The organism is Streptomyces sp. NPDC060232 (genome assembly GCF_042726555.1).
Lineage (GTDB): Bacteria > Actinomycetota > Actinomycetes > Streptomycetales > Streptomycetaceae > Streptomyces.
The window spans coordinates 866138-890237 of sequence record NZ_JBHXAG010000001.1 but is presented as its reverse complement, the minus strand read 5'-3'; the positions used below and the strand labels follow the sequence as shown (position 1 = coordinate 890237).

Below are 24100 nucleotides of genomic sequence, written 5' to 3'. Positions count from 1 at the left end.
CGTGCCCTCGGCGTGCGGGACGAATGTCCTCGTAGCGGAGCTACTAGGGCATGTGGCTCGTGCGCCGAGGGCACGCACCGGGCGCCGCGACGCCGCGGGGCAACTCGATACAGGCCTCAAGGCGCGGGCCGTCGCTGCTGACCCGCTGCTCCCGTGTCCGCCAAGTCCGACGCGGGGCGGCCGGGCAGCACAACGGCCCCGTTCGCGCCGCCGTTCAGTACTGTACAGAGCGGCCGTTCCGTACCGTGCGGAGCACCGGAAGGGAACTCGCGATGGCCGGTCTGAGGCTGGGCCCGCTCCTGCGACACGTGGACTGGGAGTCGGGCACCAGCGCGACGGTGTGGGTCGAGACCGACCGGGCGTGCACGGCGGAGGTCCGGTGCCTGGGCGGCGGCGGTGGTTCGGCTCCCACGTTCTGCGTCGTCGGCCACCACTACGCACTGGTGGTCGTGACCGGACTCGCCCCTGGGTCCGCCACAACGTACGAGGTGCTGCTCGACGGCGAGCGGGTGTGGCCCCTCGCGGACTCGCCCCAGCCGCCCAGCACCATCCACACGCCGCCGGTCCCGGCGACGGGCGCGGTGGTCGCCTTCGGCTCGTGCCGGTGGGCGGCGCCTGTTGTGGGCGAGCACGATCCGGTGGGCCCCGATGTCCTCGACACCCTCTCCGCCCGGCTCGCCGCCGACCCGGAGGCCGAGCGTCCGGACGTTCTCCTCCTCCTCGGCGACCAGGTGTACGCGGACGAGACGTCCGCCGACACCCGCGCCTGGATCGCCCGGCATCGGCGGGCTGCCGGCACCGGCTCCGCCGCCCCGCCGGACCAGGTCGCCGACTACGAGGAGTACACCCGCCTCTATGACGAGTCCTGGGGCGACCCCGAACTGCGCTGGCTGCTCTCGACCGTACCCAGCTGCATGATCTTCGACGACCACGACGTCATCGACGACTGGAACACCAGCGCCGCCTGGGTAGCCGACATGCGGGCAACGCCCTGGTGGCGCGAGCGGATCGCCAGCGGCCTGATGTCGTACTGGGTCTATCAGCACCTCGGGAACCTCTCCCCCGCCGAGCTCGCCGAGGACGAGCTGTACGCGGCGGTACTGGCGGCCGATGACGGCACGGAGGTGTTGCGCGAGTTCGCCGAACGCGCCGACGCCGACCCTGCGACGGTGCGCTGGAGCTACCGCAGGGACTTCGGCCGCACGCGGCTGCTGATGGTCGACACCCGGGCCGCGCGGGTGCTGGAGGAGCAGCACCGGGCGATGCTGGACTCCGAGGAGGCCGCCTGGCTGCGGATGCAGGCGTTCGACGACCCCGGCGGCGTCGACCACCTGCTGGTCGGGACCTCGCTCCCGTGGCTGCTGCCCCCGATGGTCCACTTCGCGGAGGGCTGGCACGCGGCGCTCTGCCGCGGCGAACGCGGGCCGCGCTGGGCGCGCGTGGGCGAGTGGCTGCGCCGACGGGCGGACCTGGAGCACTGGGCGGCGTTCACCTCGTCGTTCGAAAGGCTGACGGCGACGGTTGCCGAGGTGGGGAGGGCCGAGGCGGCCCCGGCGACGGTGTGCGTGCTCTCCGGGGACGTGCACCACGCGTATGTGGCGGAGCCCGTCTGGACCACCGGGCGGCAGCCGCGCTCCCGTGTCTTCCAGTTCACCTGCTCACCGCTGCACAACTCTGTGCCGACGGTCATACGGGCCGGATTCCGTTTCGGCTGGAGCCGGTTCGCCAAGGGGATCGGGCATCTCCTCGCCCGCCACGGACGGGTTGCGAGACCGGCGGTCCGGTGGGGGCGTACCGGCGGACCGTGGTTCGGCAACCAGTTGATGACGCTGACGCTGCGCGGACGTTCGGCGCGGCTGCGGCTGGAGAGGGCCTCGGCGGGTGCCAAGCGGGGGCGCCGCGGGACGGACCGTGCGGGAGCGCGGCTCATCGGCGTCCTGGACCGCAGTCTGACGGACGGAAGTTGACGCCCCGCCGGACGGTCCCCCATTACTTTCTTGTACTTTCTTGGAGGCTCACCGATGGGGTCACCGGGCCTCTAACAGCGAGCCCAAGCTTCGCGAGATGTTCGGGAGGCTGCCGGCCAAGCACGGGACCGTCTTGGTCGCGGGCCACTGCCAGCCGGCCCCCATCGGTGCCCTTGCCGATGGGGTGGCCCGGCGTTGGAGGGCTTCGAAGAACAGCCGGCCGGCGGCGGTGTCCCAGACGGCGAGGTCGCCGTCGAGGGCCAGGTTCTCGGGCAGTTTCTCGCAACGGCGACCAGGACGGGGAACCTGTCCTGGATGAGTAGCCGCTCCGGGTTTGCGGAAGCAGTCGGCCGCCGTGGTCTGCGGAGGCGAAGAGGAGCGCGCGGTGGCCGTGCAGCGCGCTGTCCTGGAAGCCGGGGCCGCCGCCATGGCGTAGAGCGCCTCTTCCCTCGCTGTCGGGAAGCCGGGCGTCAGCGCGCCTCGCGCCGCCGCCGTCACGCGCCGGGCCAGGATGGTGGCCCCGCGGGCCCGTTGCCTTCGGGGGAAAGAGACCGGATGATCACCACGGGCATTCAGCACTGTGGCAGCTCTGTCCTGGTCAGTGTTGGCGGGGGACTCGACGAGGAAGCGGGGGCGACGGTGCTTCAGCAGGCGCCGGAGGACGTCGCCGTCCACGCGCGTTCATGATCGACCTGCACGGCGTGGTGACCATGGACGCAGCCGGCCTGCTCCGACACGGTCTTACTGGGAGAACGCGTAGGTCCGGACGGGGTCGAGGTGCAGTTCGTAGGGCCCGAAGCAGTCGGCCGCGAGGGTCGCGACCGGAGCGCCGCAGGGGCAGGCCCGGTTGAGTCCCTCGTCGCCTGTCGGTCCGCAGCACCCACTGCTGTTCTCCCAGTTGGGCAGGGGCTGAAGGCCAGCGGCGTCATCAGGGTGCACCAGCACCGTATGTCGGCTGCCCGCCCAGATGACGAATCCTTCTTCACGGCAGACCACAGGTCCGCGCGACTGAGCTGGCTGCGGGCGCTCCTGATCGTCCTGCACGACGTAGGGAGGTCCCCAGGGCTCGGGATCGATCACGTAGTGGCCCCGCGGAACGGTGGAAGGTGCCCGGCGTGTCTCCTTGTCCCGGTCGCGCTCGTCGTCGGAGACGTCAGGGATGGCGGCAAGCTCGGCCAGCTCCGGCGTGATCGCGGTGCCGCACTTGGAACAGAGGAAGACGGTCATCCCCTCGTTGTAGTGCTCAGGCCTGCCGCTTCGCATCCTCGTTTCGCTGCTCGGAGTCGACGCGCGCGACGACGTCACGGAGATCGGGCATGCCCAGGTGGACGGTGGTATGCCGGACCGCGAGGTCGCGCATGGCGGCGAGCTTCTGCTCGGCGGCGGCGAGGCTGGCCTCGATCGCGGCTACCTCGCCGAGCCATCCCTGTTCCTTGGCCTCCTGGAGCCGGTCGAGCAGGTTCGCGTGGATCTCTTCCAATCGGGGCATCTGCTCGGGATCAGGCCGCAGGACAGGGCAGCGGATGCAGGCTTCTCTGAACTTGGAGGCTGGGCGTCCCAGAGCCTCTCATCTGCAGCTCTCTGTAACCGGATTGGTGATGCCAGAGGAATCACAGCGAGTGTTCCGGAGCGAGAGCCGCTCCGCCTGCCGCCTCAGTACTGTGACTTCGCATGACCGACACCGAGATCGAGATCACCGCAGACCTGGTCCGCGACCTGCTGCAGGAGCAACATCCAGACCTTGCAGGGCTGGCCATCCGGGAGGTGGCGGGCGGCTGGGGCAATCAAATGTGGCGCCTCGGGGACGAGTTGGCTGTGCGCATGCAGCGCATGGACCCCACTCCGGAGCTCCAGCTCAAGGAGCGGCGGTGGCTACCGGTGCTAGCCCCGCGCTTGCCGCTCCCGGTGCCGCTCCCGGTGCGGTTCGGGGACCCGTCCGAGCGCTTTCCCAAGCACTGGACCGTGATGACGTGGGTTGCCGGCGAGCCGCTGGACCACGGCTCGATCAGCCGCGGCGCCCACGCGGCCGACACGCTGGCGGGCTTCCTCCGGGCGCTCCATGTGGAGGCGCCCGCCGAGGCGCCGATCTCTACGGATTTCGGTGCCCATCCCAGGAATTGCACGGACGGCTTCGAGAACTTCTTCCAGGCCGTTGTCCCCGACGACATCGCTGCTGACGTCCGGGCCGTCTGGGACGACGCCGTTGCGGCCGACGCGTGGGAGGGCCCGCCGGTGTGGGTGCACGGCGACCTCCATCCCGCGAACGTCGTCGTCTCGGACGGAACGCTCTCGGGCATCGTCGACTTCGGTGCCATGTTCGCCGGCGATCCGGCGTGGGACCTCGCCGCCGCATGGGTGCTGCTGCCCGCGGGCACGGCCTCACGGTTCTTCGACATGTACGCGCATGCAGACGCGGCGGCGATCCGGCGCGCCCGCGGGCTGGCTGCTATGAAGAGCCTGTTCCTGATGCTCATGGGGCAGAACGGAGATCGGGGCCTTCCCGGCGGCAAGCCGCGCTGGGGACCTGCAGGCCGGGCGGCACTTGATCGTGTTCTGAAGGGCGTTTGAGGCACGCTTCTTTGCACCTGTTCTCGATCTTGGTTGAGGGCCATGCGGCAGCCACCTTCGTGGGTTCATCGATCACCACGCATGGTGGGGATGCCAAGGTCCACGGCCGTATGCTGCCCGTGGCCCCGATCGAGCTGGCTGAGCTTCTCCTCGGCGCCAGCCAGGCTGACCTGGAGACCCTCGACCTCGCCGAGCCAGCCTTCCGTCTCGGCTTCGGCGATTCGGGCGATCAAGTTGTCGCGGATCTCGGCAAGCCGTGCCCGTGGGGCCGGGTCAGGTCGGAGGAGCGAGCATCTGACACAAGCGTGCTCATGAATGCAGGGGGATCCGAAGGCGCGTGCACAGGTGCCGATGGACACCTTCCGCTTCTCGAAGTGGGCGAGGAAGGCGTCCCACTCATCCTCTGTCGGGATCCGGTACTCCTCGCCGGGGCGGGAGGCCCGTCGGCGGGCGATGAACGCCCGGTGGGCGTCGATCGTCTCGGCAGGGTAGACCGCCTTGTATCCGATCGTGGTGTCGATGTTCTTGTGACCGCAGATGACCTGGGCAATGCGCGGGGGCAGTCCGTTCATGACGGCGTCAGTGACGAAGATCCTTCGAAAGTCGTGGGGAGAGAAGGACAGTGCCTCACCTTCGGCGTTGGTCAGCCCGGTCGCGGCCAGCGCATTGATCAGCAGTCTGCGGATCGCGGTCGGGGTGAAAGCGCGGTGCTCGGAGCCGATTCCGCGCTGGAACAACAGCGGCATCGGCGGGTTCCAGACCTTCTCGCGGACGTCATAGGCGGCCACCAGCGGAACCATCCCGCCGGGGCCGCGCAGTCGACTGATGATGGCGCTGAGGACGTCGGCGAGTTCTGGGCTGACCAACAGGAGTCGCTCGGTGTCGGTCTTGGACGGAGCGATCTGCAGCAGCGGCACGACCTCGCCGGTGGCCGGGAGCCGGTACTGGGTGACGCTGTGGTGCGTGAGTTCCAGGAGTTCCTCGTTGCGAACGCCGGTCAGACGCAGGACCTCGATCGCGGCGAACGCCCAGAAGGCTTCCTCTTCTTCATAGGACAGGTTTCGCCGGCGCCCGCTGGAGGTCTCCTCTGCCCACGTGAGGTGGCCTGCGGCCTTCGGAGGGATGGCTCTGCGCAGGGCTCCGCCGGTGCCGGGGATCAGTTCTCCGGGCTCGGTGTCTCCCGCCGCCTGGAGCAGGCCGGCGGCTTCACGGCGCCGCCGGTCGGTGGTGCTGACCAAGATGGGAAGGACGGGCAGCCGCTCGCGGGTGCGCTGATCCATCCGGGCTTTGCGTCTCTTGCGTTCCTTTGCCTTGTGGATCTCGTCGTCGCTGATCGGACAGGGCACGGCCCATGGCCCCCAGCGGGCCGGTTCCTCGGCCGCCCAATGCGCGATGTCGAGGTAGAACGCTCGGACGCGCATGAGTTCATCCTTGGCGTTGAGTCGCGGGCTGGAGACCTCGACGCTCTTGCCGTCGGGGCCCGACGACGGTGCGCTTCTTGACTTTCAGGTCGTCCTTCCAGGCGCGAGCCACCGCCGGGGGCAGCCGCAGTGAGTCGATTCCGGGCGACAGAGCTTCGATCGGATTGTGGTGCGCGTGAGCCCGCCCAGAGCGGCGGGACAGATCCAGCGGGAACGGGTTGAGCAGCGGGCCGGTCCCCGCATCGCGGTGCACATCGTAGAACCGGCGCAGGACCGTCTCGCTGTGCACGACGGTGGCCGGAGCGTATCCGGATCCGGTCGACGGCTTCCCGGTCACCGGGTTCGCGGCACCGGCTCCCCGTACCGCTTGCGGGCCCTGGGCCTTGATCTTCATGGGTTTGACGGTCTCTTGGATCCAGCAGCTGAAGTCCCTGGCCTCCCGACGGGTCGCCCGGTTCCAGGAAACGTCCACGGCCTGCAGGAACCGCCACCACCGCAACAGATCCAACCCGTAGGAACGAACCGTTGACGGCGCTTTCCCCGCGGCCAGCAACTCCTGAAAGTGGATGGCGACCGCCTCGACGGCCGCTCCGTCGGGATCGATCAGCCGGTAGGGCTCGTATACCGGTCGCCGGTCTCCACCAGCCGACCCAACCGGGGAACCACCAGGGCCGAAAAATCTCGTCGGGGAGCATCGTTCATCACGGGGGGTGACCGTAGTGCTCGATGACTCCATCCGCCCACTGAACTGGGCAATCTCCAGGGTTCGTTCAGTCAACGGGGCATCCGTTGCCCGGTCCTCCAGATGGATCCTCGCCAGCGGCCCCGCCTCCTGGAGATCATCCAGAACCTCCGCGAGCGCATCCGCGAGGCGCGCGCCAACGGCTGCCTCGGCGAGGTCGAAGGACTTCAAGTCAGCTTTGACGCCGCGATGGCCAAGCTCAACAGCCTCCAACGGGCTCCGACCGATGGACGGCCGCACCTGGTTGACCTTGGCATGCCGGTCGTCACCGACCACGCACCACGGCTTCAGCCAGGGTCGGGAGAGCCTGGATTCCGGCCCTGATCCGGTCACCGGGCGAGTTCGGCTTGGTGAAGACTGCGGAACACCTCCGGGGTCGTCCATCCGCGCAGCGTGGCGTGAATCGTCGAGCGGAAAGCGGCCTCGGCCGTGGTGGCGTCGAGGGCCCCGGCGAGTTCGAGAGTCACGAGCCCGTGCAGGGTAGCCCAGATCGACAGGGCGATCGACGTCGCTTCGCCGGCGAGGACGGACGCCGTCAAGGCACGATCGATCGCCGCGAGGAGCGGGCGGATCGGGTCACTGGCACCGGCCTCTCCCGACGGGTCGAAGGACTGCACACCACCGAACAGCACCGTGTAGAGGTGGCTGTGTCCGCGCCCCCAACGACGGTAGGCGACGGCCAGTGCGTAGAGGTCGGCGAGAGAGTCCGCGGAGGTCTGTACCGCCGACAGGTCCTGGAACAGGCCGGCGACGGCTCTGTCGCGCACCGCACGGATCAACCCGTCCTTACCGCCGAACAAGGAGTACACCGCCGTCGTCGACGCCTCGGCGGCAGTGGCCACGGCGCGGACCGTGACGGACTCCCGCGGACGGGTGGCGAGCATCTCGGTCGCGCACTCCACAAGCCGCTCTTTGACGGCCTCGTCGTTTGTTCTGGGCCTACCCACGGTCAGCAGCCTACCCCCTCTGATAACGTCGTTTTGAAACAGCGTTCTGAAACTGTCGGAGGTCCGCCGTGCCCACGTTCGTCATACGTCTCGTCCGCTTCACCGGACGCCTACTGTTGGCCCTGGCCGCCGTTGCGGCGCTGGTCGTCGTCTTCCTCGCACTGATCGCACTCACGGACGGGGCGGGTTCGGGGCTCGCCGCGTGGTTGACGACCCTCGGGACCGGGACCGTCTTCGCGCTGTGGCGGGGTCGGCACCGCACCTGGCCGGCGCGGCTCGTGCCGTTCCTGCCGGTGGTCGTCGCGGCGGCGTTGACGGCGGCGGTCTGTATCCCGACCGCACCGACGGCCCGGCGGTATCCGCCCGCGCTGCCGTTCGTGTCCACTCAGCACTGGAACCTGGCCACGGGCAGCCGGGTCGCGGTCTATCACTACCCGCCCGCGAACCCCGGCCCCCGGCATCCCGTCCCGCTTGTGTACCTCCACGGAGGACCCATCCGCGGCATCTCGGTGCAAGACCACACCTTTCTGCAACTCCTGGCACGCCAGGGCTACGACGTCTACGCCTACGAACAGGCCGGCGGCGGACGAAGCGACCTGCTCCCCATGGACCAGTACACGATCTCCAAGGCGGTCCGTGACCTCGCCGCCTTCGTCGACCGCCTAGACAAGGGCAAGGTCGACATCCTCGGATTCTCCGGAGGCGGAGTCGTGCTCACCCGAGCCCTGGCCGACCCAGGCGTCGCCACACGCCTGCACCGGGCGATCATCGCCGAGCCCGGGCCCATGGACGGCCCCACCGCACACATCACCGGGCACAAGGGCCGAGCATCCGCACAAGGCCTCGCCCCGAACCCGACCGGACCGCGATCGACGCACGTCCCCCGGTACGCCGTGGCATTCGGCCTCATGCGACTCGGACTCCTCAGCCCCGACACCGGACTGATCGGACAGGCCGAAGGCGCCAACGCCTTCACCGCCGCAGACCTCGGCAGCGACACCGCATCCGCCTACTGCGCGGGCGACGCGCACCGCATCCCCAGCGAGGACACCGAACAGAACTTCTCCTTCAGCCCCGCCGCCAGCCTCCGCGTCCAGCAGACAGTCAAGGACTCGCCCTCCATCGCACCGCTACTGAGGCAGTCCCGGACCCCCGCGATGCTGATGATCGCCGAATGCTCCTCCCAGGTCCGTCAATGGGCGACCGCCATCCTCGCCAATGACCCCGCCATCCAGCGCACGCAGTACATGCCCGGAGTCGGACATCACATGTGGAACGGCCTCGACGACAACAACGACCGGGCCGCCGCCGTCATCACTGCGTTCCTTCAGGACAAGCCGGCCCCCCTGCCGAACTACCCGACCCGCGACGAGATCCCTGCCTTCATGCGCGACCACAAATGAAGTCGTGCAGCCGGGTCTGTCAATCGAACGGTGTATCGAGGGTGGTTGGGGTTACTGACGGGCTGCGGAGAGTCGGCCGTCGAAGGTGATGTCGAAGGCGTTCAGGGCGGTCTTCCAGCGCATGGTCCAGCGGGCCTGACCCCGGCCGGTGGGGTCGAGGGACATGATCGCCATGTAGACGCACTTCAGGGCGGCCTGCAGCAGGTGGACCACGCAGGTCTGGACGGTGGTGCGGGGCCAGACGGTCTCGACCGCGTCGGGCAGGCCCTTGAGGCCGTCGCAGACCAGCATCAGGACGTCGCTCACGCCGCGGTTCTTGATCTCGGTGAGGATGTGCATCCAGTGCTTGGCGCCCTCGCCGCCGTCGCCGGCCCACAGCCCCAGGATGTCCCGCCGGCCTTCGGTGGTGACCGCCAGAGCGACGTAGATCGGCCGGTTGGCGACGGCGCCGTCGCGGATCTTCACGTGGATCGCGTCGATGAAGACCACCGGATAGACCGCGTCCAGGGGCCGGTTCTGCCATTCGGCCATGCCGTCCATGACCTTGTCGGTGATGGTCGAGATCGTCTGGCGGGAGACTTCGGCGCCATAGGCCTCGGCCAGGTGGGCCTGGACTTCACCTGTCGTCAGGCCCTTCGCGGACAGCGAGATGACCATCTCGTCGACGCCGGACAGGCGCTTCTGCCGCTTCTTGACGATTTCGGTTCGAAGGAGCCGTCCCGGTCGCGGGGCACGGCTATCTCCACCCGTCCGACGTCCGTCAGGACGGTCTTGCCTCGTGTTCCGTTGCGGGAGTTGCCGCCGTTCTTCCCGGCCGGATCGTGCTTGTCATAGCCGAGGTGGTCGGTGATCTCGCTCTCCAGGGCGGACTCCAGCAGCCGCCTCGTCAGCTGCTGCAGCAGCCCGCCCTCGCCGGTCAGCTGCAAACCCTCGGCCTGGGCGCGGGAGACCAGCTCGTCGATCAGCCGGTGACAAGACGTGTGCCTCAAGGACGGCGGCACCCGCGCCGACCAGCTCGAAGCCGAGTTCACCGACATCGCATGCCCCTCCAGTGAGCCGAAGCACGACAGTCGACACAGAAACGGGCTTGTTGTCACCCGACAAGCGCTGTACTGAGCAGGGCCGCGTTCTCGGGGCGGTGCCCGGGCCGGCTGCCGACCCGGGCACCCGGTTCACGTCTCTACTCCATGAACTGGAAGGTCCACGCCTGGCGGCGGTTGCTGACGTCGAGTGGCCTCAGGGCGATACGGGGCGGGAAGATCCGCAGCAGGCTGAGGTCCAGGGCCAGCTCCTCGCCGTCGACAGGGCCTCCGGGTACGACGACGTGGAAGGTGTGCGGCTGGTCGCTCTGGTAGAGAGTCCACTCGCGCGGCTCGGGGTATCCGACGACCGGCTTGTTCATCTCCGGGTCGCCGTCGTAGGAGACGTAGGTTTCGCTGCAGAGGTTGCGGATCGTGTAGTTGCCGTTACTGAGTCTCTCCAGCTGCCATTCCTGCTCGCCGGGGTTGCCGGTTGGAGGCAGCAGGACAACGGGTGTCTTGGGCTCCGATGCCCCGTCCAGCAGCGTGAGCAGCTGCTCGGGAGGGCGGGTGATCGTGTACGTGCCGTTCGGTACGGATGTCATGGCCGACTCCACTTCTGGCGTGCGGCGCCCGTGCGGGTCGCCGCTGGTCTTTGGGCCAGGCGGATCCCTTCCCTGCCGACGTGCGACAGAGGGTCGGAAAGGCCCTACGTCACCCTTCAGGGGTACAGCGGATGCGTCCCGGTGTTCGACCGGCTCGGTGAAGTCGTCCTCCGACGCCTTCCGTGGTGTGTCCGGTGGCAGTTGCTCTGCGGAACCGAGGCGGCACGCATCGCGGCGCACTGGCGACGGGCCGGCAAGGAGCCCGGCCACCGTGCCGCCGCCGCGCACTGGTCCCGCATCGCCGCGGCTCAGGCCCGCGAAGAACACGCCTATACCGATGCCGCCCGGCACATGGCGGACGCCGCCGCCGTACACGCCCCGATGGACCCGCAGCGCGTCCCGGCGCTCATCGAGCTCGCCCGCGCCGAGTACCGGAAGTACGACGAAAGCCTGGGCCACTGCACCGAAGCGGCCCACGCGGCGAACGCGACCGACCAGCCCGCCCTGCTCGCCGAGGTCGCCCTCCCTCTCTGTGCGGGCGCGGGCTCTGTTCCTCGCGGGGCGGCCGGACGAGGCGCAGGAGGCCTACTCCCAGCTGCGTCGGCTGCTGCCGATCCCGATGGCGAACCCGACGTGGCCGGCGGTACTACTGCACGTGGTCGACCTCTTTGCACTGGTCGGCGATGCCGAGGGGGCGCAGTTGGTATACGACCAGCTGGTGCTGTTCCAGCCGTATCCGGGAGCGCTCGGCACGCCGACGGCCTGTTTCTCCGGTACGGTCAGTCGCGAACCCGGCCGCCTGGCCCTGGCTGCCGGCCACCCGGCAGAGGACGCCGAGAAGCTGTTGCGCGAGGCGCTGATCCGCAACCGGGCTCTCGGCGCGCGGCCGTACGTGGCGCTGACCTGCCTGGACCTCGCCGCCGTCCGACGCGACCGAGGTGCCCTGGCGGATGCGGCAGCCCTCGCCGGGGAGGCTCCGGTCCTCGCCGACCGGCTAAACCAGCCCGGCCCCTGCGCCGCTGCTCTGCGCCTCATTGAGGACCTACGGGTCGCCGCCGGCCCGCTCACGCCGGGAACCGGGGAAGGATGTTGAGGACAAGGCGGCAGCCCTGCTCGGCTCGATGGTGAGGAGCTGCGGCCGCGGGCCCAGCCCTCGGGCTCAGCCGTCGGGCTCAGCCGTCGGGAGGAGGGGCGGCGGGTGTTCGGCGTGCCCTGGGCAGCCGCGAAGCCCGGGAGTGACGCGGGTGCCGGGATCGGCCGGCTGCCGGGTCGCGGACGGCGCGTGACGGTCGTGCGGGGCGTACCGATTCCGCCGGCGCGACGCTCATACGAGACGTGACCGGTTCCCGTCAGGAGGTCGGAAGCGCGCGGCACCCGCCGCTCGCGGCACACCTCGGGAAAGGGACCCACAATGACGCACTCGTCACCGACAACGCGCCGGCACGGACGCTTCGGCACCGCCGGTCTGCGGTCATTCGCAGGGCTGCTCCTGGCCGTCGCGTCGATCCTGATGGCGGGTGCGCAGCCGGCGGCCGCGCACCCGCCGAGCGGATCCGTGCACGTGTGGGCCTCCGACGTCCGGGTGCGCACCTGCCAGAGCACCTCCTGCTCCCTGGCGACCACGGAGCGGCTGACCAACGTCCGGGTCCAGGCGTACTGCCAGATGGACGGAGGCGAGGCCGGGCGCGTGACGGACGGCGCGTACACCAACACGTACTGGGTTCAGATCATCACTCCGGGCCGGACGCTGGGCTGGATCTCCGCGGTGTACGCCAGCGGTGGTTCGAACAACTCCCCGGTCCCCGGCGCACCGGTCTACCGCCCCGGCGACGCCACCGTGCACTGCGAGTTCATCTAGATCCGCCCCTGACGGCGCCCGCCACCGCCGTTCGCCCGATCATCCGACGACACCCGAGGAACCCGTGAACACTCGACGTCTCATCAAGGCAATGACCGCCGCGGCCGCCGCCGCGGCGGCTCTGACCCTGGGGTCGCCCACGGCCGTCGCATCGCCCGCGGCCGCCCAGGCCGGTCCCCCGACGACCACTGCCTCGCCCGCCTCGCCCGCCTCTCCCGCCTCTCCCGCCTCTCCCGCCTCTCCCGCGTCCGCGGCGGCGACGTCGGTCTACGTATGGGCAACCAATGTGAACGTCCGCTACGACGGGGCCGACGCCGACTGCGTCCACTACCCCTCCCGCGCCTCGTGCGTGAAGATCGTCGCCACGGTGTCGCGGACGACGGCCGAGGGCATGTGCCAGCACCCCGGCGAGGAGATCGTCGACAGCGGCTACCGAAACCGCTGGTGGACGCTGCTCAAGCTGCCCGACGGCACGATCGGCTGGGTGAACAACATCTACATCCGGGGCGGCGAGAAGATCGCGGGAGTGCCCGACTGCGGCTGGTAGGCAGCATGCTGGGGTGCGCACCAGGTGCCGGGGCCGTCCGTGGCGCCGGGGCGAGGTCGTCGGCCTTCATCGAGGACGGGTCGTGGCCGGCGCCCCGTCGACCTGCTGCCAGACCGCGAGGCATCCAGCCTCGCGGCCTGGCTCGCCGAACGGCCAGGCGCTGAGGTCATCTGCCGGGATCGGGCACCGTTCCTCGCCGAAGGCGCCTCCGCCATCGCTCCACAGGCCGTCCAGGTCGTGGGCCGTGGCACCTCTGGCACAACCTGAGCGAAGCTGCCGGACGGGCCGTCGCCCAGCACCGCCACCTGGGCCAGCGACTGGCTCTGGAGCTAGGCGACGAGGTAATCGAACCTCGCCTTCCCCTCGTCGGCGGAGGTGACCTTGGCCCCAGGGGTGCCGGGGCCGGATGCCGGCGCGACGACGGCGACAGCGGCTGTGGCGACGGCGGCTTCGGGCCCGGGTGCGCCAACCGGGGTAGCGATTGCGGCGACGATGGCGAGGGCAGCGACAGCGCGCAGGGTCCACTTCAGCATGACGGGACTCCGATCCGGACGTGTGATGGCATGCCCTCGATCGTCGCCACCGATGCAGGGTCCGGGCATCGGCCGAAGGTCGCGTCTGTCTCCCCCGCACGGGGGAGGCGGCCGGCCACGGGGGTGCCTCCCGTCCATGCAGCAGCTGCGGCACCGTCGACCACGTCCGCGGCGGCACCTGGGACGCGCCTTTGTGCGCGAAGTGCATCAACCCGGATCCGGACTTCTGGGCCCGCTGCCCCGTTTGCCGCACCACATGGCAGCTCAGCACCCGCCCCTGCCAGTGATGTGCCCTCGACCAGTTGGTACGCGACCCCCTTGGCGGCAACACCGGCACAGTCCGGCAAGACCTCGTCCCCCTCTACGAGGCACTGTCCTGAGCCGAACGTCCCACCAGCACCATGTTCTGGCTATCGGGCTCGAAGGTCAGCACCCTGCTCCAGCAAATCGGCCGCGACGAACGACCCGTTACACACGAAACACTCGACGAGCTCCCCGCGAGCAGGGTTCTCGCACATCTCCGCAGCGTCATGGTCGCCACCGGAGCACTGCCGGCCCGCGACGAACGCCTCGTCGCCCTGGAGGGCTGGATCACCGCGGCAGTCCAGGGCCGCACCGACCCCGCCGAACGCCGGATCCTGCACGGATACGCAAGCTGGCATCACCTGCGGCGACTCCGACGCCGCCTCGGCAAGGAACACACCACGCATCTCCACCTCGACTGGCTGACCGGCAACGGCCTGACGCTCAGCCTGACCTGGAGCACCCCGCCCGACGACTGGCAGGACAAGGAAGCGCACACGCACGGTCACACCGCGGTGGTACTCCGGCCCGACTGGACCATGGTGCCGTCTCGATCCATCACGCCCTACGATCTGGCCGGCCCCCGGGTACCAGCGCCCCGTCCCGATGGCCGGGCGGCGGCGTACCAGTTGGTGACCGAGCTCGGCCCGGACTGGGACCCGCGTCTCACCGTTCGGGCAGCGGAGGAGCTCTCGGACGGCCGCATCCTCGCCACGCTCGGCGGAGTGCAATTGGAGTGCTGGCTTCCGTCGGGGGAACGGGAATGGGCCATCCCGGACAAAGAAGGGGGCCGCGAAATCGCCGTGGCCTGGGACGAGACCTCAGCCTGGATCTCCCTCGTACGCCCCGAAAGACACAACCGACCCCCGCAGTCCGTGGTCCGGCTGTCGCTGGCGGACGGTGCGCAAGTGGACCAGGTCGCACCGTCTGGCTATGTATCACTGTCGAGTGCGGCGGACGGCGATCCGACCCTCGCCCCCTCCAGGTACTGGATCAGGGGTATACCCGTCGCCAGCAGGTACCCCTTTCATATCCGGCACGCCGGCCAACCGTATTTCCTGCGTAAAGCAGGAAGGCGCCCGGCGTTCAAGTCCTGGCGTTCCGTGGGTAGCCACCGCCGAGCTGGAGCCCGAACGAGGTCTGACCGACCGGCCGAGCCGGAGGAAAAGAACGTACGGCGCCTGTTCCCCTACTCCTGGGTCCCCGGTGAAGAGCACTACGGTGGGCCCGGCGTGGAGGCCGCCGACGGGAGCCTGATCCACGCGGGCAGGGTCTGCAGGCAGAGACGCCAGCCCGGTGACTCGTTCGTCGTACGTCGCGCGGCATCGGACGGGACACCACAGTGGGTCTTTCGCACCGACTACTCCGCCACCGCCCTTGACGCCGACGCGACCACCGCCTTCATCGCCTACGACGACGGCGAGATCGTCGCTCTCGGCCTCGATACCGGCACCGTGCTCTGGCGACACCGTCTCAGCCTCGGAAACGTGTCTTTGATACCGACAGCACTCACCCTCACCCAGGCAGGTCGCCTGCTCATCGGGACCCACGACGGTCGAATCCTCCTCTGTTCCACCACAACCTGACGGCCTCTGCACACAGTGCCGCTACCCGATCGTTCGTCTGACCTGTGAGCGCTTCAGTTCGCGAAGTCCGCCAACTGACCCGCTCGGTCGCACCCCGGCACGCTCCTGACCGGCTGCGGCAAGCCGAGAGGCCTACTGCGAAGCACCGGCGGCAGCGGTCCCGGCGCACCGACTGACAGAACCCTGCGCCGCACTGACATCTACTCTGCGCACGACAAGAAACGAGCCCCGGACCGATCCACGGTCCGGGGCTCGCCCGTTTTCTGTCGCTCGGTGGGAACACCCTGGGGAACACCAGCCAGGGCTCAAAGGAAGCCGCGGCGAAGGACGCTCTGTCATTCTCCCCGGGGGTGCTGCGATCGGACTGTACAAGATCATGGACGTTCCTTCCGCCCGGGGTGTCAGTGCCAAGGCGATGTGGGCGAGCCATCTGGATCCAGACCGTAGGGCCAGCGTTCTTGGACGCTGTCGGGCAGGGTCCCAGTGGGCGATCTCCCCTTACGGCAGGCGCGTGACCTGGACAACCCTCAGCGCAGCCCCGCCGGCGGTCTCCTCCCGGAGGAGGAGGCCGGACCGGGCCGCAGGTCCCGGACCAGGGGTGGACGGGACCGGGGTCCTCGTGCCCTTGGGCGATGCGCCGTACCAGGGCGGGTTCCTAGCCTCGGGGCATGCGATCACACGAAGCGGACGATGCTCAAGGAGACCCCGTGACCACTGTCAGCCCCGCCGCACGCCGCGCCTTCGCCGTGGGCCTCACCCTCGCCGCCTGCCTCACGTCCTCCCCCGTCCTGGCCACGGCCGCCGAGACCCCCGCCCAGGACAGCTCCAGGGCCGGACTGGACCGGTACTACCGCCAGCACCTCGGCTGGGGCAGCTGCATCAAGGGCACCGACGACACCACGGGCCGCGATCTGGACCAGGCAGGCGTGCAGTGCGCGGACGTGACCGTGCCCCTGGACTACGCCGACCCCCGGGGGCGCACGATCACCGTGGCGATCTCGCGGCTCAAGGCCACCGACACCCGCCACCGCATCGGCGCGATCCTCCTCAACAACGGCGGTCCGGGCGGTCCCGCCCTCCAGTCCCCGCCGCAGGCCCGTGCGTCGATGAAGGAGGTCGGCGCGCGCTACGACATCGTCGGCTTCGACCCGCGCTTCATCGGGCGCAGCACCGCGCTGGACTGCGGCTTGCCCGTCGGCATGACCTGGCTGTCCGCCGGCACCGGCCGGGCGGGCTTCGACCGCCAGGTCGCCCTGCAGAAGAGCCTGGCCGACAAGTGCCGGGCCACCGACGCCGCAGTGCTCCCGCACATCACCACCCGCAACACGGCCCGCGACATGGACGTCATCCGCGGCACGCTCGGCGAGCGGAAGATCTCCTTCCTGGGCTACTCGTACGGCACCTACCTGGGCACGGTCTACACGCAGATGTTCCCTGGCCGCCACGACCGGATGGTGCTGGACGGGGCGATCAACCCGAGCGACTACCGCCCCCGGCTGCTGAAGGGCACCGAGCGCGAGAACGAGAAGGCGCTGTCCGACTGGGCAGCCTGGGCCGCGGAGCACCACGACACCTACGGCCTCGGCCGCAGCCGCGCCGAGGTGCTCGCCGCCGTCGACCGCATCGTCGCGGTGGCCGCGCGCGGTCCGCTGACCATCGGCGCCGGCGCCGATGCCTTCCGGATCGACGACAGCCAGGTGCCGCTCCTCCTCTTCTCGGGCATCGCGGACGACACCGCCCCGGCGCGGGCGTCGTTCGGCGAGCTGCTTTCCGTACTGGCCAAAGCCGCGGAGGGCCGGCCGACGACGGTGCCGCCGATGCTCGTCCCGGAGCTCCGGTACGTGCTGCGCGGTGAGGGCGAGCCCACCGGCGCGCAGTCAGCCGTCATCTGCGGGGACGTGGCCGCCGCGCGCGATCCCGAGCTCTACTGGCGGGACATCGAGCGCAACCGCACCGCGCACCCGCTGTTCGGCGCTCTGACCAACAACATCAACCCGTGCGCCTTCTGGGACTCGCCGCGCGAAGAGCCCACCCGGGTGCGGCGCGATGCGCCTGCACTGATCGTCGCCGCCACCGGTGACCCGCGTACGACGTACAAGGGAAGCGTCGAGCTGCACAAGCAGCTGCCGAGCTCCAGGCTGGTCACCCTTGAGGGCGCCAACCGGCACGCCCTCTACGGACACTATGGCAACGCCTGCGTGGACGACCAGGTCAACCGGTACCTGGCCACCGGCAAGCTGCCGGCGAGGGACCGGACCTGCGTCAAGCAGGCGGGATAGCGGCCGGCCGTTCACGTTCCGAGTGCGCGCCCCTCAGGCATCCTCTGCCGGCTCCCCTTGACCCCGCTTCGGCCACGGCGCCCCTCACTGTGGCGGATCACGCATCGGGCTCGTGCGTGCGGCAGCTTGTCCGGAGCGAGGGCGCCCCCAGCCGTGGTCGTCGGAGGCGTTCGGCGGGGGGCAGGTGTATGCCAGGATCAGCCCAGTCGCCGACGGCCTCCCGGCGCGCCTCGCCGAACAGCTCCGAGCGCTGGCCCCCCGCCGACAGCAGGGTCAACGTGGCGGCCATGCCTGAAGTCTCGCCGAGCACACGGCCGCCCTGATCGACGCCATCAACTCGTACTACGCCCCTAAGCTTGTCGTTTAACCCTCAGGCTGCCCCCGGGTGGATCAGTCGATCCAGATCAGCATCGCGTGACCGGCGGATGCGGCGCCCTGGAAAAACTCCATCAGGGGAGTAAACTTGCGAGCACGTCTGCCTGGACTGGGCGGCGGTAGGTGAGGGGTCGCCCAGGCGGTTGAGGACCTTGACCTGGACTCCGGGCAGGCCGGGAGGGACGGAGTAAAAGTTCCCGTCGAACTAACACCAGGCTCTGCGGGCTGACCGTCCACTCGACTTCCAGCTCGGCCGGGGAGGGGCCGCACCGGGATGTCGAGCATCGGCTCGGCCGCGGCGAGCTCACCGACCGTGGTGGCCACTCCGTCGATGCGGCGGCGCCACTCGTCCCTCCGGACGGCAAGTGTGTTGACGCCGGACCGGGCCTGGACGACGGTCAGCCCCGTCGGGGACCGTGCGCCACCAGCGTCGGGCCGACGGAGTGGTTGGTCTTCTCCACCCGCGGTTGCCGCGGCCGGGCGGGCAGATGTCCACGCCGGCTCCGTAGTACTTGGCGACGGCGGGAGGCGAGGGCGGTGCGTGCGGGCGACGTGGGTCAGGAAAGATCCGGAAGGGGGCGGCCCAGGGGCCGTGGGCCTCAGCTTTGCGCCTGCTGGAGGAGAGAGATCTGCTGGGCGATCATGGCGGGCGGGAAGGCGCGTATGTCGCGGCCGCCGACCGACAGTTTGGTGAACGTGGCGATGACGCTTCCGGTGCGGACCACCGTGTACTGGGTGACGTGCGGGCCCACCTCGGTGGGGGCGGTGATCTCGAACTGCACCGCTTCGTCCCCGAGTCTCGGGGCGGGATCGACTGTGACCGTGCCCTTGTAGGTCGTGGTGGGGGCCGGGCTCTCGTAGTACCGGCAGGTGCTCAGACCCTCGCGAACCTCCGCGAACACCGCCACTGCGCCGGAGTTCCCATACGAGGCGAGGGTGGATGCGCCGCCGTTGTCGTCCTTCCAGTTGAACGTCTGGCCCACCACGGACGGGGCCGGCTGGGAGGGCCGCCAGGCGTGGGCGGCTGCCAGCAGCTGTCGGCAGGCAGGATCGGAGACCTGGTCCTCCCGGCCGCTGACCTGGGGCTCGCGGACGGAGACGGGATGCCAGTCCGCGTCCGGGCTCTCCTGCGGCAGTGCAGCCGACACCAGCTGTTCGGCGGTCAGCGGGCGGCTCGCGGAGGCCACGGCGGAAGGGGGGACGGAGGCGGAGGCGGGCTCGGGGGGCGCGAGCTCGGACGCAGGCTTTCCAGGACCCGCCCCGCAGCCGGCGACGGCCAGTGTGGCGACCGCCACGAGGGCCGGCACGCCGGAAGTCCGCAGTGCGAAGCGTATTGCCATGGTCTGCCCCCGAGCACGGTACGGATGATCAGGCGGAGGCTACCTCACCGGAATCCCGGTGACACACGGGGCCCGCTTGCGCGCGGTGCCGCCTGTGGTTCTGGCACGACCGCCGGGAAGCGGTCACGAATCTCCTTCTGATCGCCGCCGGCAGCGGGGCGCGCAGCCGCCAGCGGCACACCCAGGCGCAAGCACTCGGTGCCGTCGGCCCGCGCGACCATCACCCCGCCACCCTGCCTTCCTGCTTGCGTGCCACGGAGCCGTATGTGCGTGAGGCGTGCAGCAGCAGCATCACGCATTCGTTTCTGGCCGTGCCGCACTGTCCGCCCAGGCTCGGGTGAACCGCTCGTGCGCGGGTGCCGGGACCGCAGCGGGGGCTTCTGCCGGGGCGGCGGGTTTGGGGCGCGGGGCCTTTGCGGCGGTCAGCTCCTTGCGGACGGCGCGGTGATGACCGATGGACCAGGAGTTCCAGCGGCGGACGGTGCGGTCGGCCGGGCGGTCGAAAGTGTGCAGCTGGAGCTGGAGGGCGGCCGCGTCACGGCTGACACCGAGAGCCGCCGCCACCTCGTCCACCAGCTCCGGGACGCTGAACAGCGGGTTGGTCTCGTACTGGCCTGGCGGAACGGGGGTGGTGGCGGACCGGTCCGCCAGCCTGTGCAGAGCGGTGAGTAGATCGGCGGGCAGGTCCGTGAGCCCGCCGAGCAGGACGCGGGCACCCTGCGCCGCAGGGTCTTCTACCGGGCGCTCGGCGAGAGCCCAGGCGACAGCGGTGGCGGCGGCCTGCATGCCGTCGGCCTCCAGAGGGTTCTCGAGGCGGCCGGTGAGCAGGGCCTTGGCCCAGATCTCCGGGAGTCCGTGGTCCGCGGCGAGGGCAGCGGCATGGCTGCCGTCATCGGTGTACGGGGCACTGCCGAGCAGCTGGGCCCAGGCCACGGCCATGCGTTCCGCGGCCGCGGTCATCCCGCCAGGGGCCCAGAGTTCCGCCGGGTCGCCGGGCAGAGCGGCGGCGAGGACGGCGCGTCGGCCGGCCGGCCCGAGCCTTCGCTGGAACTCGTCGTACGTGTAGAGGGTGTTCTGGTCCGCCTTGTAGGGCTTGGAGCGGACCAGCTTGCGGTGCGCACCGTAGTCGTCGCTGCCGGCGAATCCGTCGAGGACCAGGGCGGCGATCGGGCGCGGCACCCCGGTGCGCCAGCGGAACAGGTCGAGGGCCTCCTCGGGCACCGGCAGCGGGCCCTGTCCGGCGAGCAGGGCCAGCAGGCGGGGGAGCCGGGCGGTGTCGTCGGTGGCGACGGTGTGCGTGGCGCACTCCTCGGCATCGTCTGGTACCGGATCGGCTGCTCGCTGGAGGAAGGGGGCGAGACCGCTGCGGTCCGGGCCGGAGGCCACGGCGAAACCGTCCGCGCGCAGTGCGGCGATCCGCTGCTCCGGGGCCCGGCCGGTCCGCCAGGAGCTGTCGGCCTCCGCGAACGGCTGCCGGCTCCACACGCCGAGCAATGCCGCGAGCGCCTGTCGCTGCTCGTCGGGGGTGGCCGCGACGACGGTCCGCCAGGCCACGGCATCGATCCGGCCGGTCAGCACCGCCCACTCGGAGGGCGGCGCGGGCAGGGCGAGCACCCGCACCTCGTCGTCGATCTCACCGCGCAGGTACCGGCCGTCGGCGGCGACCGAGGTGAGGAGGGCGGGCTGTGGCTGCGGCTGCCGTTCCTCGTAGCCGCGCAGCTGGGGCAGCAGGCCGTGGAGGGCCGGGACGAGCCGGTTGTCCGGCGCAGGGTCGGGCAGGTCGACGACCGGCCCGGCCCGCATGACGGCGACCCGGTGGGACAGCTCCTGGCGGCGGCGCAGCACGTCAGCGGCGAGCCGGACGGCGCGGTCGACGCCCTCCTGGACCCGCGGGTCGGTCACTCCCGGGAGGGGGCGCCCGATGCCCTGGTGCAGCAGCTCGCGCACCGCGCTGTCCGTGACCGTCCGCAGGACACGGGACGAGGGCTCGTCGCGCGGGGTGAGGAAGTGCCAGAAGGCAGGTGGCGGCACCGGCCCGGCCAGTTCGCCCAGGGTGGCCCGGCTCCGGGTCCTGTGGCGGCTGCCGGGGAAGCTCTGGACCTGCCAGAGCAACGAGTTGTCGCCAGCGGCATGGCAGCGGATGGTGGTCCCTCCGGCCAGGACGGCGTCCTCACCGCCGAGCGGCAGGGCAAGGATTCCCCACGGGCGCCGGCCCCAGTTGTTGCTGCGGTAGGAGGCGGTGCGGCCGTCGATGGACTCCAGCACGAACTCGCGGGGCGAGGGACCCGCGTACGGGGTGCGGTAGTCCACCCGGCAGCCGGTGAGTGTGCCGTCCTGGCCGAGCGGGGAGGGCGGGGCGCCGGGCGGCAGTGCGGCGAGGATGCGGTGGTCGGGGAAGGGCTTTGTGCCGGGCGGGGACCGGTCGGGGTCGTGGAAGGCGGGCAGGGTGCGGTCGGCGGTGGGAACACCGGTGGCCGGGTCGATGCGGGCCCAGCCGCCGCGCCCCTCGCTGAACACCGTGGCGCTCCAGAAGGCGTGGCCGTCGTTCATCTGGTAGTCGCGGGCGCCGATGCCCTCACAGCCCCCGGCCCGCAGCACGCGCTCGCCGTCGAACCGGCCGCCCCCGTCCGGGGTCTCGAACTGGTAGCCGAGGCCGCCCTGGATGCTGCCGCCGTAGGGGCGCAGCCCGTACGTCTGCTCTGGTTCGAATTCTTCGCTGGGGTGGTCGGACCAGTAGGCGGTGTTGGAAGAGTTCTCCTTGTGCTCCTCGTTCCAGGCGACGAGGAACTGTCCGCCGACCCAGTGCACGGTGTGGCCGAGTGCGCCGTCGGGCAGTTCCAGGGTGTGCTCTGCGCGCAGCCCGGCGTGGTCGACGGCGAGGGCGCGGGTCTCGCCGTACACGGTGAGCACCGGCCAGGTGCAGGTGACGTGCACGGTTTCGTCAGGCCGGAACGCGGCGAGGGCCTGGTCCAGGGCGGGCCAGCCCAGCTCCTCTGGGAGCCCGGCCCGCAGGGCGCGGGCCAGTGGGCCGGTGAGGTCGAGTGCGTCGAGGGCCTCCTCGATGCCGTCCAGAGCGATGGCGGTGGGCCGGTCGAGGAGGCCGCGCAGCTCGTCGACGGCCTCGTCGGCGGCGGCGAGTCCCCCGCCGCGCAGGGCGTCGAGCAGCTTCTCGACGCGGGCGTGCACCTCGGCCGTGATGCCCGGGTTGTGCGGGAGCCGGCTGATGGCAGTGCCGCTGATCGCAGTGCCGCCACGGGTGCGGAGCCCGGCGTGCACGGTGCCTTCCAGCCGGGGGCCGAACACCGGGTCGGTGGCGAGTGCCTTGAGGTCGCGCTGGGAGTGCTCACCCCAGAACTCCAGGCTGATCGCAGCACCGGGGTCGTGGACGGGTACGCCCTCGGCGAGGCAGAGGTCGAGGAGGTCGGCGTCCAGATGCGGCCACCGATAGCGGTCCTCGTGCAGCCGGACCGGGGTGCCGTGCGCGCGCAGCAGCGGAGCGAACCGGCCCACCAGGTCCAAGAGTTCCGCGGGCATGGGCTGGCGGGTCACCCCACCGCCACCGACCGTGCGGTGGGAGTACCCGGCGGCGTACCGGCGCAGCCAGTCGCCGAGGCCGCCCTCCGGGGTGATCCGCCCGGCCGCGGCCGCGTCGGCGGCACCGCACGCGATGAGCAGCCGCAGCCAGGCAGCCGCGTCGTTCTTCGACTCGGGAAACAGGTCGAGGAGGGCGGTGGCCTGCTCGTCGGCGGGCGGGTGGTCGCGGAGCGGGCCGGCTGCCGCGTCGAGCAGCCGGTCGGGTATGGCCTTGCCGCGGGCCGCGGCCAGCACCCCGCCCAGCACCCGGGCCTCCTCCTCGCTGCCGAGCCCGGCCGCACGGGCCGAGTCCCGGACCCGGCGGGCCAGATCGGCGGGAAGCTCGCCGGGGGACGCCGCCCAGGCGCTCAGCAGGCGGACGAACTCGTGGTGCGCGTCGACCGGGTCGAGGACACCGGCCAACCAGGCCGCCGCACCGCTGAGTTCACTGGCGGGCAGGGCGCCGAACCGGGCGAACAGCAGCTGATTCGCCCGCCGCCAGTCGGGATCGACCGGCAGAGCGTGGGTGCGCTCGGCGGCGCGCGCCTGCGCGTAGGCGCGGGCGGCGGAGCGGCGGTGCGTCTCCAGCATCCAATGACCGATGGTGTCCCAGAACCAGGGCAGGTGGTTGGCCGGCAGGCCCCGGGCCAGGCGCTCCGCGTCGTCCACGAACCGGCCGGGCTTCTCCCAGGCCCGGTGCCGGCTGCTGCCCGCCCGTTCCAGCGTGTCGCGGGCGTCGGTTTCGACGCCCGGCCCCTGAGTACGTGCCCAGTCGGCGTACGTCTCGGAGATGCGGTGATTGGCTGGGAGCGGGACGGGAGTTCCGGTGTTGCTGGTCATACGTGTGATCTTGCCAGGTGGTTCTGACAGGGGTTGTTCACGAGTGCCTCTGATCAGGCATGCGTGAAGCCCCTTGAAGATCGCTTCCCGCCAGACGGGTGATCGCTTCCCAGGTATGGGACGGATCAGTCCCACCAGAAGTCCCAGCGGTGGGCACCGGTGATCTGCTCGGCGTACGCGGCCAGTGTGTACGG

17 protein-coding genes and 1 pseudogene are annotated in these 24100 nt (G+C 70.6%); 8 read left to right on the top strand and 10 right to left on the bottom strand.

Features of this window, described 5'->3' with window-relative positions; all coding sequences use genetic code 11:
* Window positions 1–272 precede the first annotated feature (272 nt).
* A complete protein-coding gene (locus ACFWFZ_RS04010; protein WP_387116154.1) occupies window positions 273–1967 on the top strand; it encodes an alkaline phosphatase D family protein in 1695 nt (564 codons plus the stop codon).
* Between the two features lie 741 nt (window positions 1968–2708).
* On the opposite strand, the gene ACFWFZ_RS04005 is transcribed toward ACFWFZ_RS04010, so the two are convergent.
* Both ACFWFZ_RS04005 and ACFWFZ_RS04000 read right to left on the bottom strand, forming a co-directional pair.
* Entirely contained in the window at window positions 2709–3194 is a 486-nt protein-coding gene (locus tag ACFWFZ_RS04005; RefSeq protein ID WP_387116151.1) for a hypothetical protein, read from the bottom strand.
* Between the two features lie 16 nt (window positions 3195–3210).
* Window positions 3211–3456, bottom strand: coding sequence for a hypothetical protein (locus ACFWFZ_RS04000; protein WP_387116148.1), 246 nt, complete (start codon window positions 3454–3456; stop codon window positions 3211–3213).
* A 182-nt stretch (window positions 3457–3638) separates the two neighbouring features.
* Here ACFWFZ_RS04000 and ACFWFZ_RS03995 point away from each other — a divergent pair, with 182 nt between their 5' ends.
* Complete coding sequence (locus tag ACFWFZ_RS03995; protein ID WP_387116145.1) at window positions 3639–4535, top strand: phosphotransferase; 897 nt, start codon at window positions 3639–3641, stop codon at window positions 4533–4535.
* 65 nt (window positions 4536–4600) lie between these two features.
* Here the strand turns inward: ACFWFZ_RS03995 and ACFWFZ_RS03990 are convergent, their stop codons facing one another.
* From ACFWFZ_RS03990 to ACFWFZ_RS03980, 3 genes are read right to left on the bottom strand one after another with little or no spacing between them, the layout of a single operon-like run.
* On the bottom strand, window positions 4601–5956 hold the full coding sequence (locus tag ACFWFZ_RS03990; protein ID WP_387116142.1) for a tyrosine-type recombinase/integrase: 1356 nt from the start codon (window positions 5954–5956) through the stop codon (window positions 4601–4603).
* A gap of 4 nt (window positions 5957–5960) precedes the next feature.
* A complete protein-coding gene (locus tag ACFWFZ_RS03985; protein WP_387116139.1) occupies window positions 5961–6974 on the bottom strand; it encodes a site-specific integrase in 1014 nt (337 codons plus the stop codon).
* 53 nt (window positions 6975–7027) lie between these two features.
* Complete coding sequence (locus tag ACFWFZ_RS03980; protein ID WP_387116136.1) at window positions 7028–7645, bottom strand: TetR/AcrR family transcriptional regulator; 618 nt, start codon at window positions 7643–7645, stop codon at window positions 7028–7030.
* 68 nt (window positions 7646–7713) lie between these two features.
* Between ACFWFZ_RS03980 and ACFWFZ_RS03975 the strand changes: the two genes are divergently transcribed.
* Complete coding sequence (locus ACFWFZ_RS03975) at window positions 7714–9048, top strand: alpha/beta hydrolase (RefSeq protein WP_387116133.1); 1335 nt, start codon at window positions 7714–7716, stop codon at window positions 9046–9048.
* 51 nt (window positions 9049–9099) lie between these two features.
* Here the strand turns inward: ACFWFZ_RS03975 and ACFWFZ_RS03970 are convergent.
* Window positions 9100–10085: pseudogene (locus ACFWFZ_RS03970) on the bottom strand (IS256 family transposase).
* A gap of 143 nt (window positions 10086–10228) precedes the next feature.
* Entirely contained in the window at window positions 10229–10672 is a 444-nt protein-coding gene (locus tag ACFWFZ_RS03965; protein ID WP_387116130.1) for a hypothetical protein, read from the bottom strand.
* 532 nt (window positions 10673–11204) lie between these two features.
* On the opposite strand from ACFWFZ_RS03965, the gene ACFWFZ_RS03960 reads away from it, so the two are divergent.
* The 3 genes from ACFWFZ_RS03960 to ACFWFZ_RS03950 all read left to right on the top strand — a co-directional run bounded on the left by ACFWFZ_RS03960 (window position 11205) and on the right by ACFWFZ_RS03950 (window position 13077).
* The gene (locus ACFWFZ_RS03960; protein ID WP_387116127.1) at window positions 11205–11765 is read left to right on the top strand and encodes a hypothetical protein; all 561 of its coding nucleotides are present in this window, start codon (window positions 11205–11207) and stop codon (window positions 11763–11765) included.
* Between the two features lie 318 nt (window positions 11766–12083).
* Window positions 12084–12530, top strand: a complete 447-nt coding sequence (locus ACFWFZ_RS03955; RefSeq protein ID WP_387116124.1) for a hypothetical protein — start codon at window positions 12084–12086, stop codon at window positions 12528–12530.
* A 64-nt stretch (window positions 12531–12594) separates the two neighbouring features.
* Window positions 12595–13077: a hypothetical protein gene (locus ACFWFZ_RS03950; protein WP_387116121.1), complete on the top strand. Its 483-nt coding sequence runs from the start codon at window positions 12595–12597 to the stop codon at window positions 13075–13077.
* Between the two features lie 329 nt (window positions 13078–13406).
* Here ACFWFZ_RS03950 and ACFWFZ_RS03945 read toward each other — a convergent pair whose 3' ends face one another.
* Window positions 13407–13610 carry a hypothetical protein gene (locus tag ACFWFZ_RS03945; RefSeq protein ID WP_387116118.1) on the bottom strand — a complete coding sequence of 68 codons (204 nt, stop codon included), beginning with the start codon at window positions 13608–13610 and terminating at the stop codon, window positions 13407–13409.
* Window positions 13611–14011: 401 nt separating this feature from the next.
* On the opposite strand from ACFWFZ_RS03945, the gene ACFWFZ_RS03940 reads away from it, so the two are divergent.
* Together ACFWFZ_RS03940 and ACFWFZ_RS03935 are read left to right on the top strand one after the other, a co-directional pair.
* Window positions 14012–15499, top strand: coding sequence for a hypothetical protein (locus ACFWFZ_RS03940; protein WP_387116115.1), 1488 nt, complete (start codon window positions 14012–14014; stop codon window positions 15497–15499).
* A gap of 707 nt (window positions 15500–16206) precedes the next feature.
* On the top strand, window positions 16207–17778 hold the full coding sequence (locus tag ACFWFZ_RS03935; protein ID WP_387116112.1) for an alpha/beta hydrolase: 1572 nt from the start codon (window positions 16207–16209) through the stop codon (window positions 17776–17778).
* Window positions 17779–18752: 974 nt separating this feature from the next.
* Here the strand turns inward: ACFWFZ_RS03935 and ACFWFZ_RS03930 are convergent.
* Window positions 18753–19493 carry a hypothetical protein gene (locus ACFWFZ_RS03930; protein WP_387116109.1) on the bottom strand — a complete coding sequence of 247 codons (741 nt, stop codon included), beginning with the start codon at window positions 19491–19493 and terminating at the stop codon, window positions 18753–18755.
* 291 nt (window positions 19494–19784) lie between these two features.
* A complete protein-coding gene (locus tag ACFWFZ_RS03925) occupies window positions 19785–23906 on the bottom strand; it encodes a hypothetical protein (protein WP_387116106.1) in 4122 nt (1373 codons plus the stop codon).
* Between the last annotated feature and the right edge of the window lie 194 nt (window positions 23907–24100).